The sequence below is a fragment of the Sphingopyxis sp. L1A2A genome, from assembly GCF_005502465.1.
In the GTDB taxonomy this organism is placed as follows: Bacteria; Pseudomonadota; Alphaproteobacteria; order Sphingomonadales; family Sphingomonadaceae; genus Sphingopyxis.
Map to the genome: position 1 here is coordinate 109191 of NZ_SCOT01000005.1, position 17608 is coordinate 126798.

Annotated in this window: 16 protein-coding genes; 5 read left to right on the forward strand and 11 right to left on the reverse strand. The window is 63.7% G+C overall.

The window, feature by feature from the left end; translation table 11 throughout:
- Positions 1-64: 64 nt before the first annotated feature.
- The gene (gene tyrS / locus FFS68_RS05320; protein ID WP_137752160.1) at positions 65-1291 is read right to left on the reverse strand and encodes a tyrosine--tRNA ligase; all 1227 of its coding nucleotides are present in this window, start codon (positions 1289-1291) and stop codon (positions 65-67) included.
- A gap of 46 nt (positions 1292-1337) precedes the next feature.
- Between tyrS and FFS68_RS05325 the strand changes: the two genes are divergently transcribed.
- From FFS68_RS05325 to FFS68_RS05340, 4 genes are all read left to right on the forward strand, one after another.
- Positions 1338-1895 carry a DOMON-like domain-containing protein gene (locus tag FFS68_RS05325; RefSeq protein WP_137752161.1) on the forward strand — a complete coding sequence of 186 codons (558 nt, stop codon included), beginning with the start codon at positions 1338-1340 and terminating at the stop codon, positions 1893-1895.
- 2 nt (positions 1896-1897) lie between these two features.
- Positions 1898-3100, forward strand: a complete 1203-nt coding sequence (locus FFS68_RS05330; protein WP_137752221.1) for a DUF1343 domain-containing protein — start codon at positions 1898-1900, stop codon at positions 3098-3100.
- 16 nt (positions 3101-3116) lie between these two features.
- Positions 3117-4364, forward strand: coding sequence for a Xaa-Pro peptidase family protein (locus FFS68_RS05335; protein WP_137752162.1), 1248 nt, complete (start codon positions 3117-3119; stop codon positions 4362-4364).
- A 72-nt stretch (positions 4365-4436) separates the two neighbouring features.
- A complete protein-coding gene (locus FFS68_RS05340; protein ID WP_137752222.1) occupies positions 4437-4844 on the forward strand; it encodes a DUF559 domain-containing protein in 408 nt (135 codons plus the stop codon).
- Here the strand turns inward: FFS68_RS05340 and FFS68_RS05345 are convergent.
- The 3 genes from FFS68_RS05345 to FFS68_RS05355 all read right to left on the reverse strand — a co-directional run bounded on the left by FFS68_RS05345 (position 4835) and on the right by FFS68_RS05355 (position 7834).
- Positions 4835-5701, reverse strand: a complete 867-nt coding sequence (locus FFS68_RS05345; protein WP_137752163.1) for a DUF817 domain-containing protein — start codon at positions 5699-5701, stop codon at positions 4835-4837. The two genes, FFS68_RS05340 and FFS68_RS05345, sit on opposite strands and share 10 nt — an antisense overlap.
- Complete coding sequence (locus FFS68_RS05350; protein ID WP_137752164.1) at positions 5694-6500, reverse strand: lipid II flippase Amj family protein; 807 nt, start codon at positions 6498-6500, stop codon at positions 5694-5696. The genes FFS68_RS05345 and FFS68_RS05350 overlap by 8 nt, the downstream gene beginning before the upstream one ends.
- Positions 6501-6655: 155 nt before the next feature.
- On the reverse strand, positions 6656-7834 hold the full coding sequence (locus FFS68_RS05355; RefSeq protein ID WP_137752165.1) for a VWA domain-containing protein: 1179 nt from the start codon (positions 7832-7834) through the stop codon (positions 6656-6658).
- A 320-nt stretch (positions 7835-8154) separates the two neighbouring features.
- Between FFS68_RS05355 and FFS68_RS05360 the strand changes: the two genes are divergently transcribed.
- Positions 8155-9552 (forward strand): methyl-accepting chemotaxis protein, encoded by a 1398-nt coding sequence (locus FFS68_RS05360; protein ID WP_137752166.1) that lies wholly within the window; start codon positions 8155-8157, stop codon positions 9550-9552.
- Positions 9553-9665: 113 nt separating this feature from the next.
- Here FFS68_RS05360 and FFS68_RS05365 read toward each other — a convergent pair whose 3' ends face one another.
- The 7 genes from FFS68_RS05365 to FFS68_RS05395 form a co-directional block, all read right to left on the reverse strand.
- Positions 9666-10511 (reverse strand): MoxR family ATPase, encoded by an 846-nt coding sequence (locus FFS68_RS05365; protein ID WP_137752167.1) that lies wholly within the window; start codon positions 10509-10511, stop codon positions 9666-9668.
- A gap of 230 nt (positions 10512-10741) precedes the next feature.
- Complete coding sequence (locus FFS68_RS05370) at positions 10742-11413, reverse strand: hypothetical protein (RefSeq protein WP_171003750.1); 672 nt, start codon at positions 11411-11413, stop codon at positions 10742-10744.
- Positions 11414-11685: 272 nt separating this feature from the next.
- Positions 11686-11982: a PspC domain-containing protein gene (locus FFS68_RS05375; RefSeq protein WP_137752168.1), complete on the reverse strand. Its 297-nt coding sequence runs from the start codon at positions 11980-11982 to the stop codon at positions 11686-11688.
- A gap of 589 nt (positions 11983-12571) precedes the next feature.
- Positions 12572-14596, reverse strand: coding sequence for an RNA polymerase sigma factor RpoD (rpoD, locus tag FFS68_RS05380; RefSeq protein ID WP_137752169.1), 2025 nt, complete (start codon positions 14594-14596; stop codon positions 12572-12574).
- 31 nt (positions 14597-14627) lie between these two features.
- Positions 14628-16508 carry a DNA primase gene (gene dnaG, locus FFS68_RS05385; RefSeq protein ID WP_137752170.1) on the reverse strand — a complete coding sequence of 627 codons (1881 nt, stop codon included), beginning with the start codon at positions 16506-16508 and terminating at the stop codon, positions 14628-14630.
- The gene (locus FFS68_RS05390) at positions 16505-16951 is read right to left on the reverse strand and encodes a GIY-YIG nuclease family protein (RefSeq protein WP_137752171.1); all 447 of its coding nucleotides are present in this window, start codon (positions 16949-16951) and stop codon (positions 16505-16507) included. The genes dnaG and FFS68_RS05390 overlap by 4 nt, the downstream gene beginning before the upstream one ends.
- 108 nt (positions 16952-17059) lie before the next feature.
- The gene (locus FFS68_RS05395) at positions 17060-17512 is read right to left on the reverse strand and encodes a GatB/YqeY domain-containing protein (RefSeq protein WP_137752172.1); all 453 of its coding nucleotides are present in this window, start codon (positions 17510-17512) and stop codon (positions 17060-17062) included.
- Positions 17513-17608 lie beyond the last annotated feature (96 nt).

Consider the following 17608-nt stretch of genomic DNA (forward strand, 5'->3'; position numbering starts at 1 on the left):
TTGTTGGTTTGGCCATGGACGATCCACCCGAATGCTGAAGAAGTCGTAAACGCTTTAGCGCGCTTTACCGCGATACCAGCCCATGTTTTTTGGACCCGAGGCTGAGCGGGACGGGCGCGTCGCCGGGCATGATCAGATGGTGCGGATCGCGGATGACGATGCCGTCGACCTTGACCGCGCCCTCGTCGAGCTTGCGCCGCGCCTCCTTGTTCGACGCGGCAAAGCCCAGCTCGCGCAGCGCATCGACGACGCTGATCCCTGCGGCGGGCGCTGCCGCCTGCGGCAGGTCGCCACCAATCTGTCCTTTTTCAAAGGTTTGCGCGGCGGTGTCCGAAGCGGTGCGCGCGGCCTCTTCGCCGCGGCACAGCGCGGTCGCCTCGTTCGCCAGCACCTTCTTCGCCTCGTTGATTTCGGCGCCGCCCAGCGCTTCCAGCCGCGCGATCTCGTCGAGCGGCAGGTCGGTGAACAGCTTCAGGAAGCGGCCGACGTCGCGGTCGTCGCAATTGCGCCAGAACTGCCAATAGTCAAAATGGGACAGTTGAGCGGGATTAAGCCACACTGCGCCGGCGGCGGTTTTGCCCATTTTGGCGCCCGCCGCGGTGGTGAGCAGCGGAGTCGTCAGCCCGTAAAGGTCGGCGCCGTCCATCCGGCGGCCCAGCTCCATGCCGTTGACGATATTGCCCCACTGGTCCGACCCGCCCATCTGGAGCCGGACCCCCATGTCCTTCGACAAATGGCGGAAATCATAGCCTTGGAGGATCATGTAGTTGAATTCGAGGAAGGTCATCGGCTGTTCGCGTTCGAGCCGCAATTTGACCGAATCGAACGTCATCATCCGGTTGATCGTGAAATGGGTGCCGACTTCCTGCAGCAATTCGATGTAACCCAGCTGTCCCAGCCAATCCTGGTTGTTGACCATCACCGCGTCGGTCGGGCCATCGCCGAAGGATAGGAATTGCTGAAAGATGCTGAAGATCGACGCGATGTTCGCCGCGATCGTTTCGTCGGTCAGCATCTTGCGGCTTTCGTCGCGCCCGGTCGGGTCGCCGATCCGCGTCGTCCCGCCGCCCATCAGCACGATCGGCTTGTGCCCCGTCTGTTGCAGGCGGCGCAGCATCATGATCTGGACCAGGCTGCCGACGTGCAGGCTGGGCGCGGTTGCGTCGAAACCGATATATCCGGGGACGACCTGTTTCGCGGCAAGTGTATCGAGCCCTTCCGCGTCGGTCATCTGGTGGATATAGCCTCGCTGATCGAGGACGCGCAGCAGGTCGGATTGATGGTTGGTCATAGCGCCCTCTTTTCAAGCGGGGCGCGCTTAGCATGGGGTTGAAGTTTTGGATAGCATTCGCAAAGCGCTGGTCTGCCACCCCGACACCCCGGCCAAAACGGTCCGGTCGGTGGCGGTCGAGGTCACGCTCTCGTTCGATGACGGCTTTGCGCTGCGCTATGTCGTCGAGGGCGCGGTGGGCGACATCGTGCTGCCGCCCGGCGACGGCCAACTCGTTATCGCCGACAGCGCGACCGACGGATTGTGGCAAGGCACCTGTTTCGAGGCGTTCCTGACCGAAGAGGGCCAGCCCGACTATACCGAATTCAACTATGCTCCCGACGGCCGCTGGGCCTGTTACCAGTTCGACGATTATCGCTCGCTGCTCCGCCCCGACGAGCTGGCGCCGTGGGACATGGTCGCCGAGCGCGGCGACACGCACTATGCGCTGCGCGTCGAACCGGGGATTTTCCCCGATACCGGGTCGAAACTCGCGCTGTGCGCGGTGATCGAAGAGGTCGACGGCACCAAAAGCTATTGGGCGCTCGCGCATCCGCCGGGCAAACCCGATTTTCATCATCCCGATTGCTTTGCGCTCACGCTTGCGGCACCCGACGCGGCATGACGATGACATTCGGTATCGATCGCCTGCTCACCGACCCCGCGCTGCGCGCGCCGCTGGCGGGTCAGCGCGTCGCGCTGCTCGCGCATCCCGCCTCGGTCACCGCCGACCTGACCCACAGCTTGGACGCGCTGGTCGCGGCGGGGGTGAATGTCACCGCGGTGTTCGGGCCGCAGCACGGGGTGCGCGGCGACCTGCAGGACAATATGATGGAGTCGCCCGACTTCACCGATCCGGTGCATGGTGTTCCGTGCTTTAGCCTATATGGCGAAGTGCGCCGCCCGACCGGCCAGTCGATGCACACCTTCGACGTCGTCCTGATCGACCTTCAGGATCTCGGTTGCCGCATCTACACCTATGTGACGACCTTGCTTTACATGCTCGAAGCCGCGGCGCAGCATGGCAAGGCGGTGTGGGTGCTCGACCGCCCGAACCCCGCGGGGCGATCCGTTGAGGGCACGCTGCTCCGTCCCGGCTGGGAGAGTTTCGTCGGCGCGGCGCCGATGGTCATGCGCCATGGGCTGACGATGGGCGAAATGGGGCATTGGTTCATTCGCCACTTCACCCTCGACGTTGAATATCGCGTGATCGAAATGGACGGGTGGGCGCCCGATGCCGCGCCCGGCCATGGCTGGCCGGAGGGCCGTGTGTGGATCAACCCCAGCCCGAACGCCGCGAACGTCAACATGGCGCGCGCCTATGCCGGGACCGTAATGGTCGAGGGCGCGACCCTGAGCGAGGGCCGCGGCACGACGCGCCCGCTCGAAATCTTCGGCGCCCCCGATATCGATGCCAAGGCGGTGATCGCCGAAATGCACCGCCTCGCGCCGCACTGGCTGGCGGGGTGCAAGCTGCGCGACATCTGGTTCCAGCCGACCTTTCACAAACATGTGGGGCAGCTGTGCAGCGGCGTCCATGTCCATGCCGAAGGGCCGTGGTACGATGACACCGCCTTCCAGCCGTGGCGGGTGCAGGCGCTGGGGTTCAAGGCGATCCGCTCGCTCTATCCCGACTATCCGATCTGGCGCGGCACCGATTTCAAATATGAATATACCGACGATGTGCTGGCGATCGACGTGATCAATGGCGGTCCCGATCTGCGCGAGTGGGTCGACGATGCGGGCGCGGATGCGGGCGATCTCGACGCGCTGGCGCTGCCCGACGAAGCGGCGTGGCGCGACGAGATTGCGGACCTTTTGACTTACTGAGCGGGGAAAGCGGATAATGATCCAACGACGGCAATTTCTTGGCGCCGCGGCGCTGGGCGGACTGGCCGCAACGTTGCCTTTGCCCGCTTGGGCGGCCGACACCGCGGGGCTTCCCAATCTCGCCGCCAAGGCGGTCCCGATCGGTAAGGCTGAGCGGGTGGCGCGGCTTGCCAAGGCGACGCATTTGCTGCGTGCCAACAATATGGACGCGCTGCTGATCGAGCCGGGGTCGAGCCTGATCTATTTCACCGGGGTGCGCTGGTCGCGCAGCGAGCGGCTGACCGCGGCGGTGCTGACCCGCGAGGGCGAGCTGGCGGTCGTCACGCCCTTTTTTGAAGAACCGTCGGTGCGCGAAAGCCTGGCCGTTGCCGCCGACGTGCTGACCTGGAACGAGGATGACAATCCGCTCGCCGCAGTCGCTGCCTGGCTGGGCAAGCGCGGGCTGACGAAAGGCAAGATCGGCGTCGAGGAAACGGTGCGCTATTTCGCGGTCGACGGGCTGGAAAAGGCGATGCCGCAGACGACGGTCGTCAACGCCGCGCCCGTCGTCCGGGGTTGCCGGATGCACAAGTCGCCCGCCGAAATCGCGCTGATGCAGATCGCGAGCGACATCACCATCGCCGCCTATCGCCACACCGCCCCGCGCGTCGAGGCGGGGATGACCCCCGACCAGATCGGCGCGATCATGGCCGCGGCGACGACCGCGCTCGGCGGACGCAGCGAGTTCGAGCTGATCCTGCTCGGCGAGGCGAGCGCCTATCCGCACGGGTCGGGCAAGCCGCAGGCGGTGAAGGATGGCGAGGTCGTGCTGATGGACTGCGGCGCCACCGTCCATGGCTATCAATCCGACATCTCGCGCAGCTTTGTTTACGGCAAGGCCAGCCCGCGCCAGCGGCAGGTCTGGGACCAGATGCGCAAGGGGCAGGACGTCGCCTTTGCCGCCGCGAAACTCGGCACCCCGGCGGGCCAGGTCGACGACGCGGTGCGCGCTTATTATGCCGGCCTTGGCTGGGGGCCGGATTACAAGCTCCCCGGCACCTCGCACCGCACCGGCCACGGCATCGGCCTCGACGGGCACGAGCCGGTCAATCTGGTGCGCGGCGAAACGACGAAACTCGCGCCCGGCATGTGTTTCTCGAACGAACCGGGCATCTATATTCCGGGCGAGTTCGGGATCCGGCTGGAGGATTGTTTCTATATGACCGACAGCGGGCCGCAGTGGTTCAGCGAACCGCCGCCGTCGATTGATCAGCCGTTCGGTTAAGTTCCCCTCCCTTCTTCAGGGAGGGGTTAGGGGTGGGTTGGCGAGCGAAGCTCGCCGCTCTACCCATTGATCATGCGCCGCGTGCCGAAAGAGATGACCGATCGTGCGCGCCGGTTGCGCAATGAGGCAACGCCTGCCGAGCGTATTATCTGGCGGCGGCTTTCCAATTATCGGCCGTCTTTCACTCGCCAGCTCGTGGTGGGTTCGTACATAGTCGATCTCGCATGCCGCGAAGCAAAGCTGGCGATCGAATTCGACGGTAGCCAGCACCTTGAGCAGCAAAACTATGACAACCGTAGGACCAAGTTTCTCGAATCTGAAGGTTGGCGAGTCATGCGGATTTGGAACAACGACGCACTCGCTAATCCGGAAGGCGTCGCCCGGCTGATACTCGAACAAGCCGCCGAGTGCCTCGGCGGTACCCACCCCCAACCCCTCCCTTCCAGGGAGGGGAGAGAAAGGCGGCCGCGCTACGAGTGATCCGGCTCTTTCGGTCGCTGCACCAGACTCACCAGCACGAACGAGATGATCATCAGCAGGTACCAGCTGCCCAGCTTCTCGACCCCGACCATATGCCATCCGTCATCTTGGCTGGGGTAGGTCCACGCGCGCGCAAACGTCCCGATATTTTCGGCGAACCAGATAAACAGCGCGACGAGCCCCCAGCCGACGAGCAAGGGCATGCGGCGGTGGACGTGCAGCGGGCGGAACCACACCTGGCAGCGCCAGAACAGCAGCGCGGTCGCCGCGAACAGCAACCAGCGAATGTCGTACACCCAATGGTGCGCGAAGAAATTGACATAGATCGCGGCGGCGAGCGCGTAGCTGGTCCAGACCGGGGGGTAGCCGGTGTAGCGGAAGTCGAAGATCCGCCACACGCGCGCGATATAGCTGCCGACCGCGGCGTACATGAAACCCGAGAACAGCGGCACCGCGCCGATGTGGAGCAGGCTCGCCTCGGGATATTGCCACGATCCCGCCGCGGTCTTGAACAGCTCCATCACCGTGCCGACGATGTGAAAGATCAGGATGACGAGTGCCTCTTTCGGCGTTTCCAGCCGGAAGGCGAGCATCCCGAGCTGGATCAGCACCGCGCCGATCGTGATCGCGTCATAGCGGTGGAGCGGTGCGTCGGCGGGCCAGAACAGATGCGTGCCAAGCAGCAGCGCGAGCATCAGCGCGCCGAACAGGCACGCCCAACCCTGTTTGAACCCGAACACCAGAAATTCGAGGAACCAGCCGCGCGGCCCCGGGGTGATCGCCATCGCCTCCAGTCGCATGCGGACGGCGTGGAAACGCGACTGGCTGCGCGGCGTTTCGCTATCGCGGTCAGACATAGACGGCGACGGCGGCGATCAGCAGCGCGGCGGGCAGCAACAGCGCCTGCGCCAGGATGGTGCCGGCGAGGCGGCTTAGCGAAATGAACGTGATCGCGCGGCGGAACTCCGCCTCGTCGACCTTCCCCTCGACCGCATCGTCGGTCATCACCGACAGCTGCGGGTCGATGAAGGCAAACAGCAAGATCGTTGCGAACCCGTTGATCAGCGCCGACAACTGCGACGCGGTGACGCGGAACTCGGGCGCGAGATAGCCGGCGTAAAGCGACGCAACGACGCCGACGGCAAGCAGGGACTGCGCCAGGCAATTGGCGATCAGCACACCCCAGCTGATCTCCTTGGGCATCCGCCAGCTCTTGAGGTGCGCCAGGCTGGGAAGCGTCAGCGAGCGGCCCAAGGTGCGCAGCCCGCTCGGGCTCACCGCCTTCACCGCCAGCTTCGTCGTCGACCGGTTGGTCTGGTACCAGCCGATCGCGGCGGCAAACATCCGCTGCCCGGTGGGGACGAGCAGGATGCCGAGCAAGGTCGCGACGCTCGCCGCGGCGAGCACCAGCTGCATGTCGATGAACAGCGACGCGCCGTTGCCGTCATGCAGCCGCGTTTCGATCCGTTTGGCCAGAAAGGGGCCGAGGAAGCTGTTCGATGTCCGCGAAAACAGCACGAGGATGTTGAACAGCGCGAACGACATCGCAATCCGCCGCGTCCGCACCCCGGCGATCCGCGCCGCATAGGCGAGCGCCCCGATCAGGTTGATAAAGCCGGTGAGCAACAGGATGGTGACGAGGGGAAGGTCGATCATGGCGGGCCTAGCGGAACTTCTGAAATCCGTTCGTGTCGAGCGAAGTCGAGACACCCCTAAGGCGCGCGCCACCGATGGGTGTCTCGACTTCGCTCGACACGAACGGGATTAGGGGATCGGATCGACATCGTCACGGCCTAAGTCGGCCGCCAAAATCAATGCTTTCGCGTCAGTTCGCGCATCGCATCGTCGAGCCCCGACAGACTCAGCGGATACATGCGGTCGTTCATCAACTGTTTGATCAGCTTGACCGACTGGGTGTAGCCCCAATGCGCCTCGGGCACCGGGTTCAGCCACACCGCGGCAGGGTAGACTTTGGTGATCCGGCCCAGCCAGACGGCGCCCGATTCCTCGTTGAAATGTTCGACGCTGCCGCCCGGATGGGTAATTTCATAAGCCGACATCGACGCGTCGCCGACGAATATCACTTTATAGTCATGGCCATATTTGTGGAGGATGTCCCACATCTGGTGGCGTTCGGACCAGCGGCGCTTGTTGTCCTTCCACACCCCCTCATAGGGGCAATTGTGAAAGTAGAAGAATTCGAGATTCTTGAATTCGGTCGTCGCGGCGCTGAACAATTCCTCGCACAGCTTGATAAAGGGATCCATCGATCCGCCGACGTCGAGGAACAGCAGCAACTTGACCGCGTTGCGCCGTTCGGGGCGCATCTTGATGTCGAGCCAGCCCTGGCGGGCGGTACCGTCGATCGTCCCCGGAATGTCGAGCTCGTCCGCCGCCCCCTCGCGCGCGAATTTGCGCAGGCGGCGGAGCGCGATCTTGATGTTGCGGGTGCCGAGCTCCTTGGTGTTGTCAAGATTGGCGAACTCGCGCTTTTCCCACACCTTCAGCGCGCGCTTGTGCTTGCTCTCGCCGCCGATCCGCACGCCCTCGGGGTTGTAACCCGAATTGCCAAAGGGCGAAGTGCCGCCGGTGCCGATCCACTTGCTGCCGCCTTCGTGGCGCTTTTGCTGCTCCTCGAGCCGCTCTTTCAGCGTCTCCATGATCTTGTCCCAGTCGCCGAGCGATTCGATCGCCGCCATTTCCTCGGGGGTCAGGAATTTCTCCGCGACCGCCTTCAGCCAGTCGGCCGGCACGTCGACCGGGTTCTGGCCATAGTCGGAAATGATGCCCTTGAAGACCTTGTTGAACACCTGGTCAAAGCGGTCGAGCAGGCCTTCGTCCTTGACGTAAATCGCGCGCGACAAATAATAGAATTGCTCGGGACTGCGGTCGATCACCTCGCGGTCGAGCGCCTCGAGCAGCATCAGATGCTCTTTCAGACTGGCGGGAATACCCGCGGCGCGAAGCTCGTCGAGAAAGCCGAAAAACATGGGGGAGGGCGTAACCCGTCGCGACCTACGGTGCAATCCCTTTACGTAAACGGAAAGTGAGGCTTGTCGGCGGGGGCGCAATGTTTGCATTGACCGAAAGCTGCCCTTCCGTTCGTCGTCATCCCGGACTTGATCCGGGATCCATGACCGCCGTGCAGCTATGGATCCCGGATCAAGTCCGGGATGACGACGGTGAGATAGCAAACGGCCGCTCCCCGCCCCAATCCAGCCTTCTACATATTTGCTCGCCCACGATCCATTGACCCCCCGTTAACCATTATCCGGCATGACCCGTCGATGATCTTTGGGTGGGTGCGCGCATGAAATATGATCCTATCAATCCGGCAGGGCCGGTGCTCGACCAGTCGGTCGCCAGCGACTGCGGCGAACTCGCCGTCGGGTGCAGCGAGGCGGCGGGGCGGATCAAGCGGTCGACTGACCAGATGGACCGCCAGATCACCGAACTCGGGCGGCTCGAAGAATTTGTCGTCAGCCTGGAGGCCGACCAGCGCCAGATCGCTGATTCGACCGACGAGGCGAAATTGCTGTCGGCGCGCGCCTGCGAACAGCTCGATACCGGCGCCGAGCGCGTCAACGCCGCGGTCGCCGAATTTCGGTCGGTCATCGACCTCGTCGCGCGGCTGGGCACCCATGTGACCAATTTCGCCGCGGTGATGGAACAGGTGCAGCAGGTCAGCCAGTCGATCGAGCAGATCGCCAAGACCACCAACATGCTCGCCTTGAATGCCGCGATCGAGGCCGAGCGCGCCGGCGATGCCGGCCGCACCTTCGCCGTCGTCGCCGCCGAAGTGAAGAAACTGGCGCAGAACACGCGCGGCGCGACCGACGAAATCCGCCGCAGCATCGGCAGCCTGGCCGCCGAGGCGGGGGGGCTGGTCACCGAAATCCAGGCCGGGGTCGAACAATCGAGCCGCGCCGAAGCGCAGTTCGAAACGATCACCGACGCGCTGCACGACGCGACGCATCTGGTGGCGCTGCTCGACGACCAGAGCGACCGCATCGCGCAATCGAGCGCAATGGTGCACGCCAATGGTGCGAAAGTCCGCGAGGCGGTCGACCGCGTCGTCGGATCGGTGCGCGACAATCGCGCGACGCTGGAGGGCACCCGCACCTCGATCCTGTCGATGGAGCATGTGTCGAACCGCATGTTCAACGCGGTGATCTCGGCCGGGGTCAGCCCACAGGATTCGGCGGTCGTCGATCTCGCCGCCAAGGTGCGCGACAAATTCGTCGCGCTGGCCGAGCGCGCGATCGCGAACGGCGACCTGACGATGGAGCAATTGTTCGACACCAATTATGTCCGCGTGCCGGGGTCGAACCCCGAACGGTTCCGCACCACCTTGTGCGACTGGGCGGATGCCCATTGGCGGCCGCTGTTCGACCATGTCGTCGCCAGCCATCCCGAGGTCAAAATGTCGTCGGCGGGCGACATGAACGGCTTTCTGCCGACCCACATCACCGAATGTTCGCGCGCCCCGACCGGCGACGTCGCGCACGACACCGCTTATTGCCGCAACGGTCGGGTGCTGTTCGACGACACTGACAAGGCCGCGAAGCGGAGCAACGCGCCCTTCTTCATGGCCGTCTATCGCCAGGAAGGCGATGGCACCAATTATGTCACGGTGCGCAACGTCTATACGCCGGTGGTGATCAATGGTCGCCGCTGGGGTGATGTCGAGGTGGCGTATCAGCTTTAGCCACCACGCCCCCAATCCGTTCGTGTCGAGCGAAGTCGAGACACGCTAAGGCGGCGCCAGACGTATCTCGACTTCGCTCGATACGAACGGGAATTTCAAGCTGATCGCGGCCTTCAGCTTCCCTGACGCCGCGCCATGAACGCCAGCTTCTCGAACAGCATCACGTCCTGCTCATTCTTGAGCAGCGCGCCATGCAGCGGCGGGATCGCTTTGCCGACGTCGCGATTCTGCAAAACTTCGAGCGGCATGTCCTCGTTGAGCAGCAGCTTGAGCCAGTCGATCAGCTCGCTGGTCGACGGCTTTTTCTTCAAGCCCGGGACGTCGCGGACTTCGTAGAAAATATCCATCGCGCGGCTGACCAGCGTCTTCTGGATGCCGGGGAAATGCACGTCGACGATCGCGTGCATCGTGTCGCGGTCGGGGAATTTGATGTAATGGAAGAAACAGCGGCGCAGGAAGGCGTCGGGCAGTTCCTTTTCATTGTTCGACGTGATGACGACGATCGGGCGTTCCTTTGCGGTCACCGTCTCGTCGGTTTCATAGACATGGAACGCCATGCGATCGAGCTCCTGGAGCAGATCGTTCGGGAATTCGATGTCGGCCTTGTCGATCTCGTCGATCAGCAGCACGGGCAGTTTGGGCGAGGTGAACGCCTCCCACAATTTGCCCTTGCGGATGTAATTGCGAATGTCGTGGACGCGCTCTTCGCCCAGCTGGCCGTCGCGCAAACGGGCGACCGCGTCATATTCATACAGGCCTTGCTGCGCCTTGGTGGTCGATTTGATGTTCCAGGTGATCAGCGGCGCGTCGAACGCTTTGGCGATTTCCTCGGCCAGCACGGTCTTGCCGGTGCCGGGTTCGCCCTTCACGAGCAGCGGGCGACGCAACAGCGTCGCGGCATTGACCGCGACCTTCAGGTCGTCGGTGGCGATATAGGCGCTGGTTCCATCGAAACGCATGGGCTCGTCTTTCCCTTAACGTGAACGTCAATCAAGCGCGGGCATAGCGAGCGGCGGGGGAGGGTGCAAGCGGGCAGGCGGACCGATGATCCTCCCTGTCGCGCAGCGATGGGGAGGGGGACCGCGCCCGAAGGGCGTGGTGGAGGGGCAGCGACGTCGCGCCAAAGCCCCTCCGTCAGTGGCTTCGCCACTGCCACCTCCCCATTGCTTCGCAACAGGGAGGATCGGCTTCAGCTAAGCGCCCGGCTTGCCGCGCGCGCCGCCATCAGATCCCACAGTCCGCTGTGCTGGACGATCAGCTGCTGGGCACCGAACACCATCGCGCGTTCGACCGCGGGGCTGTCGGCGACGGAGGCGGCCAGCCGCGCGGTATCGCGCAGATCAGGCAGGTTGCAGGTCGGCGGCGTCATGTCGAGCCGCTGGGCGCTGATGTCGAGCAGGACGCGGATCGTCCGCCAATCGAGCGTCAGCGCGATCGCGGCGCCGACGGCGCAGCCGTGGCGGTCCGATTCGGACAGCATGTCGATCGCCTTGCGCTGTGCCGCCACGGCCGCTTCGCATTGCGCCTGGCCCTGGGTGCTCGGCACCGGGCCGACCGCCGAGGCGATTTTCGACAGAAAGGCGCGTTCCTGGACAAAGGCATCGGCGGCCTCGTTCATCCATTGCCGCGATGCGGGATCGACCGCCTTGCGCGCGGCATTGTCGATGACCCCGGGGTGGCGGCCGTGGAGGAGACACAGGAAATGGACGGCATCGGCCAAGTTGCGCATCGCTTGCGCGCCGCTCGACAGCGCGCCGGCGCGGACGTGCGGATGCGCGCCGGTGCCGCCGCTGGCGACCAGCGAATCGAGCATTTCGGCAACGCCGCGCGGCTGCAGCTGGGGCTGGGTCGATTGGCTCAACGCATGTTCCTCGCCTGTGGCGCGGGCTGCGGAGCCCAAGCCGATGGAATATCAGCGATCATCCATAGGGCAACGTCGTAAACGTCGCGTTTATAGGCGCCGCTTGATTTGCATCTTTGCTGTTTCAGTCAGGGACAAAAGCAAGCTGGGGCAAAAGCAAAGGGACCGGCAAGCCCCGGGGAGAGCTTGCCGGTCCCATCAATGGCGCCCGGGGGACGCCATCAGCACGGACGGCCGGACGCAAGGGAGAGGGAATGTCCGGCCGGGCCGGCTCAGGCCGCGAGCGCGAACTCGTCGGCCTTTTCGGTGGTCGGCGCGGCGCCTTCGACCGCGATCAGCGACGGCGCGGCGGTGGCGGCGGTCCGGGCGGGGAACAGCAGGCGCGAGGCCAGCACGACGCCGCCGAGGGCGAAATAGCCGATGAAGGTCTGCACCGGGAAAAAGAACAGCGGCGCGACAAAGGCCAGGCGCAGCCACAGCGGATTAAAGCCAAAATCCTGGCCAACGGCCTCGCAAATCCCGAAAAAGGTATCGCGGCGGCGGAAGAGGTTGGTGGTTTCGTTTTCCATCTTTTTGGTCTTTCTCTTGGGCTGCGAGCACTGCCCCGCGCCGATGCAGGGTGCATCGCAAAGGCCGTGCCAGTTTCAGCAGTCTCCCGAATTTCCGAGCTTTTTGGGGTCGGCCATGATCTGCCGCCCGCTCTGGATCGCGAATCCATTCCCATCGATTGGGAATGATTGCCATTTGATGGGTGGCGCCTGAACCCGTGATGAAGGCCGCCGCATCGCGTGACGGGCGCTATCTGGTGCTGAAATACGAAGATTTAAAGAGGACCAGCCCGAATAATTGTGCGGCGCAGCATTGGCGGGGGTTGCGCCAGGCAGTGCTCCGCCCATCATTCGCACACGACGCCCGGCCGGTACGACGAATAGCCGCTAACGATCGGAAGCCGACACCTCTTATCTCGTCACCCTGAACTTGTTTCAGGGTCCATGGCCTGCCGTTTCCCTTGGCGCAGCGCTTGATTAGAGATCAGGCCATGGATGCTGAAACAAGTTCAGCATGACGAGGTTTGAAGCGCCGCTCCCCACCCCAAAGCGGACAAAAAAAGGGCGGCCCGTTGTCGGACCGCCCTTGGAATTCTCGCTTTCGATCAGCTTACTGGTCGAGGAAGCTACGCATCTTGCGGCTGCGCGACGGGTGCTTCAGCTTGCGGAGCGCCTTCGCCTCGATCTGGCGGATACGTTCGCGGGTCACGCTGAACTGCTGGCCGACTTCCTCCAGCGTATGATCTGTGTTCATCCCGATGCCAAAGCGCATGCGGAGCACACGCTCCTCACGCGGCGTCAGCGACGCCAGGACGCGGGTCACCGTTTCCTTCAGGTTCGACTGCACCGCGGCGTCGACCGGGATGACCGCATTCTTGTCCTCGATGAAATCGCCCAGATGGCTGTCTTCCTCGTCGCCGATCGGCGTCTCCAGGCTGATCGGCTCCTTGGCGATCTTCATCACCTTGCGGACCTTTTCCAGCGGCATCGACAGCCGTTCGGCCATCTCTTCCGGGGTCGGTTCGCGGCCGCTTTCGTGCAGGAACTGACGGCTGCAGCGGACCAGCTTGTTGATCGTCTCGATCATATGGACCGGGATGCGGATCGTGCGCGCCTGGTCGGCGATGCTGCGGGTTATCGCCTGCCGGATCCACCAGGTCGCATAGGTGCTGAACTTGTAACCGCGGCGATACTCGAACTTGTCGACCGCCTTCATCAGGCCGATATTGCCTTCCTGGATCAGGTCGAGGAACTGCAGGCCGCGGTTCGTGTATTTCTTGGCGATCGAGATGACGAGGCGGAGGTTCGCCTCGACCATTTCCTTCTTGGCGATGCGCGCTTCGCGCTCGCCCTTCTGGACCATGTTCACGACGCGGCGGAATTCGGTCAGGCTCATGCCCGCGGCTTGTGCGATTTCCGAAATCTCGATGCGGATGCGGTCGACCGCGCCGGCTTCGTTCTCGGCGAAGGCGGCCCATTTCTTGTCGATCGAGCCCACCGCGTCGAGCCAGGTTTCTTCCAGCTCGCGTCCGACATAATTGTCGAGGAACGCCTTGCGCGGCACCTTGTGACGCTCGGCCAGACGCAGCATCTGGCCGCCCAGCGCGGTCAGGCGGCGGTTGTAGCTATAAAGCTGATCGACCAGATATTCGATCTTGGTGTTATGGAACTGCACGCCTTCGACCTGCGCGGTGAGGTCCTCGCGCAGCTTGTGATATTTCTTTTCCGACGCCGACGGAAATTCGCCGCCCGACGACAGCGCTTCGAGCCGCGTTTCCTGCAGCTTCGAGAACGCCTTGAAGCTCTTGGTGATGTTCGCGAATTTCTCGAGCGCGTCGGGCTTGAGCAATTCCTCCATCGCCGCAAGGCTCAGCGTATTGTCTTCCTCGTCGTCGTCAAAGGTTTCGCGCTTGCCCGACGTGCCTTCGCCATCCTCTTCGTCGGCATCGGCGGCGGGTTCTTCCTCGACCTCGTCCTCGTCCTTGAACGAGACGCCGGCGGTTTTTTCGCTGATCTCGCCGTTGTCTTCGGCGCCTTCTTCTTCCAGATTCTCGGGCGCCGGGTCTTTCGACAGCATTGCTTCCAGATCGACGATCTCGCGCAGCTGCATGTCGCCATTGTTCAGCGCCGTCGACCAGTCGATGATCGCGTTAAAGGTCAGCGGGCTTTCGCACAGCCCCAGGATCATCGTGTCGCGGCCCGCCTCGATGCGCTTCGCGATCGCAATTTCGCCCTCGCGCGACAGCAGCTCGACCGCGCCCATTTCGCGCAGGTACATGCGAACGGGATCGTCGGTGCGATCGACCGTTTCTTTCTTCTTTTCGATCGCGGGGTTCGACACCGATCCGGTGCCGGCGCTGACATCGACTTCGTCGTCGGGCTCCTGGTCGGCCTCTTCCTGCACATCCTCGTCGCTTTCGACGATGTTGATGCCCATGTCGGAAATCGCCGACATGATGTCCTCGATCTGCTCGGACGACATTTCGTCCTGCGGCAGCGCCGCATTCAGCTCGTCATAGGTCAGGTAACCGCGCTTCTTGCCGCGCGCGATCAGCTTTTTGACATCGGCTTCGTTCAGGTCGATCAGCGGGCCGTCGGTGTCGGTATCGGTTTCGGCGGTGTTCTTGGTGGCCATGTTTGTTCCTGCCAAAGGGGCAATAAGTGGGTCAGCCTTGGCTGCTGTCGGACAGCGCAGCGAGGCGGCGGGTCAATTCTTTATCCATCGCGGACAGCTTTTGCTGCCGCGCAAATCCTTCGTCGTCCATCGTGCGCTGAAAATCCGCGGTGGCTTCGGCCAGCCGGGCGCGGATTTCGGGCTGGGTGACCAGCACGCCGATATATTCCTCTAGGTCGCGAAGCGCCGTTTCCCGCGCCGCATCAACCTCTTCGCCGTCAAGCCTGCGATTGAACGAGAAGTGCATTCCGTCGGCTCTGAGCAAGGTCGTCGCCCTATTATACACTTTCATTGGCTCCAATATGGCAAGCAAGCCCTCGCAATCAAGCCCTTCTTGGCCTCCCGCGTTGTCAAGCATCACCCGGAGCAGTTCGGCGTCGCCGGAATCGGCGACCGCAAGCCGGGTCAGCGCCTCTTCATGGCGTCGGATAGCGGCAGGGTAACGAAGCAATCCGGCGATCAGCGCGGCGGCATAATGGCCGCCGATGCCGATCTGTCCGATCGATCGCGCTTCATTGACCGGAGGTTGCAATCGGGGGTCGGGACCAAAGCGGCGATTGCTGCCGCGCTGGGGCTGCGGCGCCCACGGAACGCGCGGGCCGCGCTCGGTCTGCCTGCGCGCGAACAGCGTGTCGAGCCGCTCGCGAAATGCCTCGCGATAATGGTGGCGGACGTCGGCGTCCTCGATCGCGTCGGCGTGGGCGAGCAGCCGGGTCTTGAGCGCGGCGCGTTCCTCGGGGGTGGCGAGCGGTCCGGCGGCGACCTCATGCGCCCACAGGCGCTCGACGAGCGGCTGAGCCTCGTCGAGCAAGGCGGTGAATCCTTCGGCACCGCGCGCGCGGACGATATCATCGGGGTCTTGGCCCGGCGGCATCACGGCAAAGGCGAGGCTGAAGCCGGGACGGAGGAGGGGGAGCGCGCGCATCGCGGCGCGCATCGCCGCTTTCTGTCCCGCCGCGTCGCCGTCGAAGCAGAGCACCGGCACCGGCACCATCCGCCAGATCAGCCCGAGCTGCGCCTCGGTCAGCGCGGTGCCGAGCGGCGCGACCGCATCGGCGATCCCCGCCTCGGCCAGCGCGATGACGTCCATATAGCCTTCGACGACGATGATCCGGTTCGTCTGCCGCGATGCCGGGCTCGCCTTGTCGAGATTATAGAGGACGCGCCCCTTGTCGAACAACGGCGTGTCGGGCGAGTTCAGATATTTGGGCTCGCCGTCGCCCAGGATGCGTCCCCCAAAGGCTATGACCCGCCCGCGCGCGTCGCGGATCGGGATCATCAACCGGCCGCGGAACCGGTCGTAAGGCTCCTTGTCATCAACCGCGATCAGCATCCCTGATTCGACCAGCATCGCAGTCGGGAATTTCTTGAGCGCCTCCTTCAGCGCGCTGCGGCTGTCAGGGGCGAGGCCGAAGCCGAACGCCCGTCGCGTCGGGTCGGATATGCCGCGCTTGGTCAGGTAATCGCGCGCCGGGGCGCCGTTGCTGCTGTCGAGTTGCTGGGTGAACCAGTCGGCCGCGCCCTGCACGACATCGCGCAGGCTCGCTTGCTCCTCGGCCTTTTTCGCGGCGCGCGGATCGGCGGCGGGAACCTCCATCCCGGCCTCGGCGGCTAGCTCCTTGACGGCATCCATGAACGACAGCCCACGCTGGTCGGTCATCCACCGGATCGCATCGCCATGCGCACTGCAACCGAAGCAATGGTAGAAACCCTTCTCGTCGTTGATCGTGAAGCTGGGGGTCTTTTCGTTATGGAAGGGGCAGCAGGCCTTGTATTCGCGGCCCGCGCGGGTGACCTTCACTGTGCGGCCGATGAGGGTCGATAGCGTGACGCGCGCGCGCAGTTCGTCCAGCCATTGCGGGGTGAGGGTCACTTAGCTCCCCTCCCGTCCCTGCGCGGGGAGGCCATACCCCCACCTCCGTTTGTGTCGAGCGAAGTCGAGACACGTCGGCGCCCAGCTTCACGTCCCTCGACTTCGCTCGGGACGAACGGAGAGGGTGCGTGTTCCTCAAAACACACTGTGAGGTCCGGGCGTTCGTGAGGTGGCCTGGCAAAATGGCTGACCATTTCCCAGTCGCCCCGGATCAGCGCCTCTTTTTTCGCGCGCGACCAGGGCTTGATCCGGCGTTCAGCCTCCAGCGCCTCCACGCGCGTCGCAAAATCCTGCGACCAGACCAAAGTCACAGGCCGCCGCCGCGAGGTGAAATCGCAAAATCCGCCATGTTGATGCTGGGCGATGCGGCGTGCCAGATGGTCCGTGTGTCCTGTGTAATAGCGGCCGTCAGCACAAAGCAGGATATAGGTCCAGAACGCCATTGCTTCCCATACTCGTTCGTATCGAGCGAAGTCGAGATATGTTGGCGCGGTGCTATGCGTCCCTCGACTTCGCTCGGGACGAACGGCGAGGGGGTGTCGACGTTGAACTCAGGACAACGCCGCCTTCACCCACCCGCTCGCCTTGCTCATGTCCAGCTCGGACCCGTGGCGGTCCTTCACCGCGGCCATCACGCGGCCCATGTCCTTCAGGCTCTCGGCGCCCAGTTCCGCCGCAATCGCCTTGATCGCCGCCTGTGCTTCATCGTCGCTCAGCTGCGCAGGCAGGAAATCCTCGATCACGACGACCTCCGCCGCCTCGATGTCGGCCAGCTCTTGCCGGTTGCCCTGTTCGTACATCGCGATCGATTCGCGGCGTTGCTTGATCATCTTCTGCAAGACGTCGGTGACCAGCACATCGTCGTCGGCCGGCGCGGTGCCGGTGCGCAGTTCGATGTCCTTGTCCTTGATCTTGGCCAGCATCAGCCGGATGGTGCCGAGCCGCGCCTTGTCGCCGGCTTTCATCGCGGCGACCTGCGCAGCCTTGATGTCGTCACGAATCATACGTGTCCCCATGCGCTGCAAATTTCGGAAAGGTCTTCTCTAGCGAGAAGTTTCCCAATTCGATAGCTTGTGAATCACTTTTTTGCTGCCTAATTG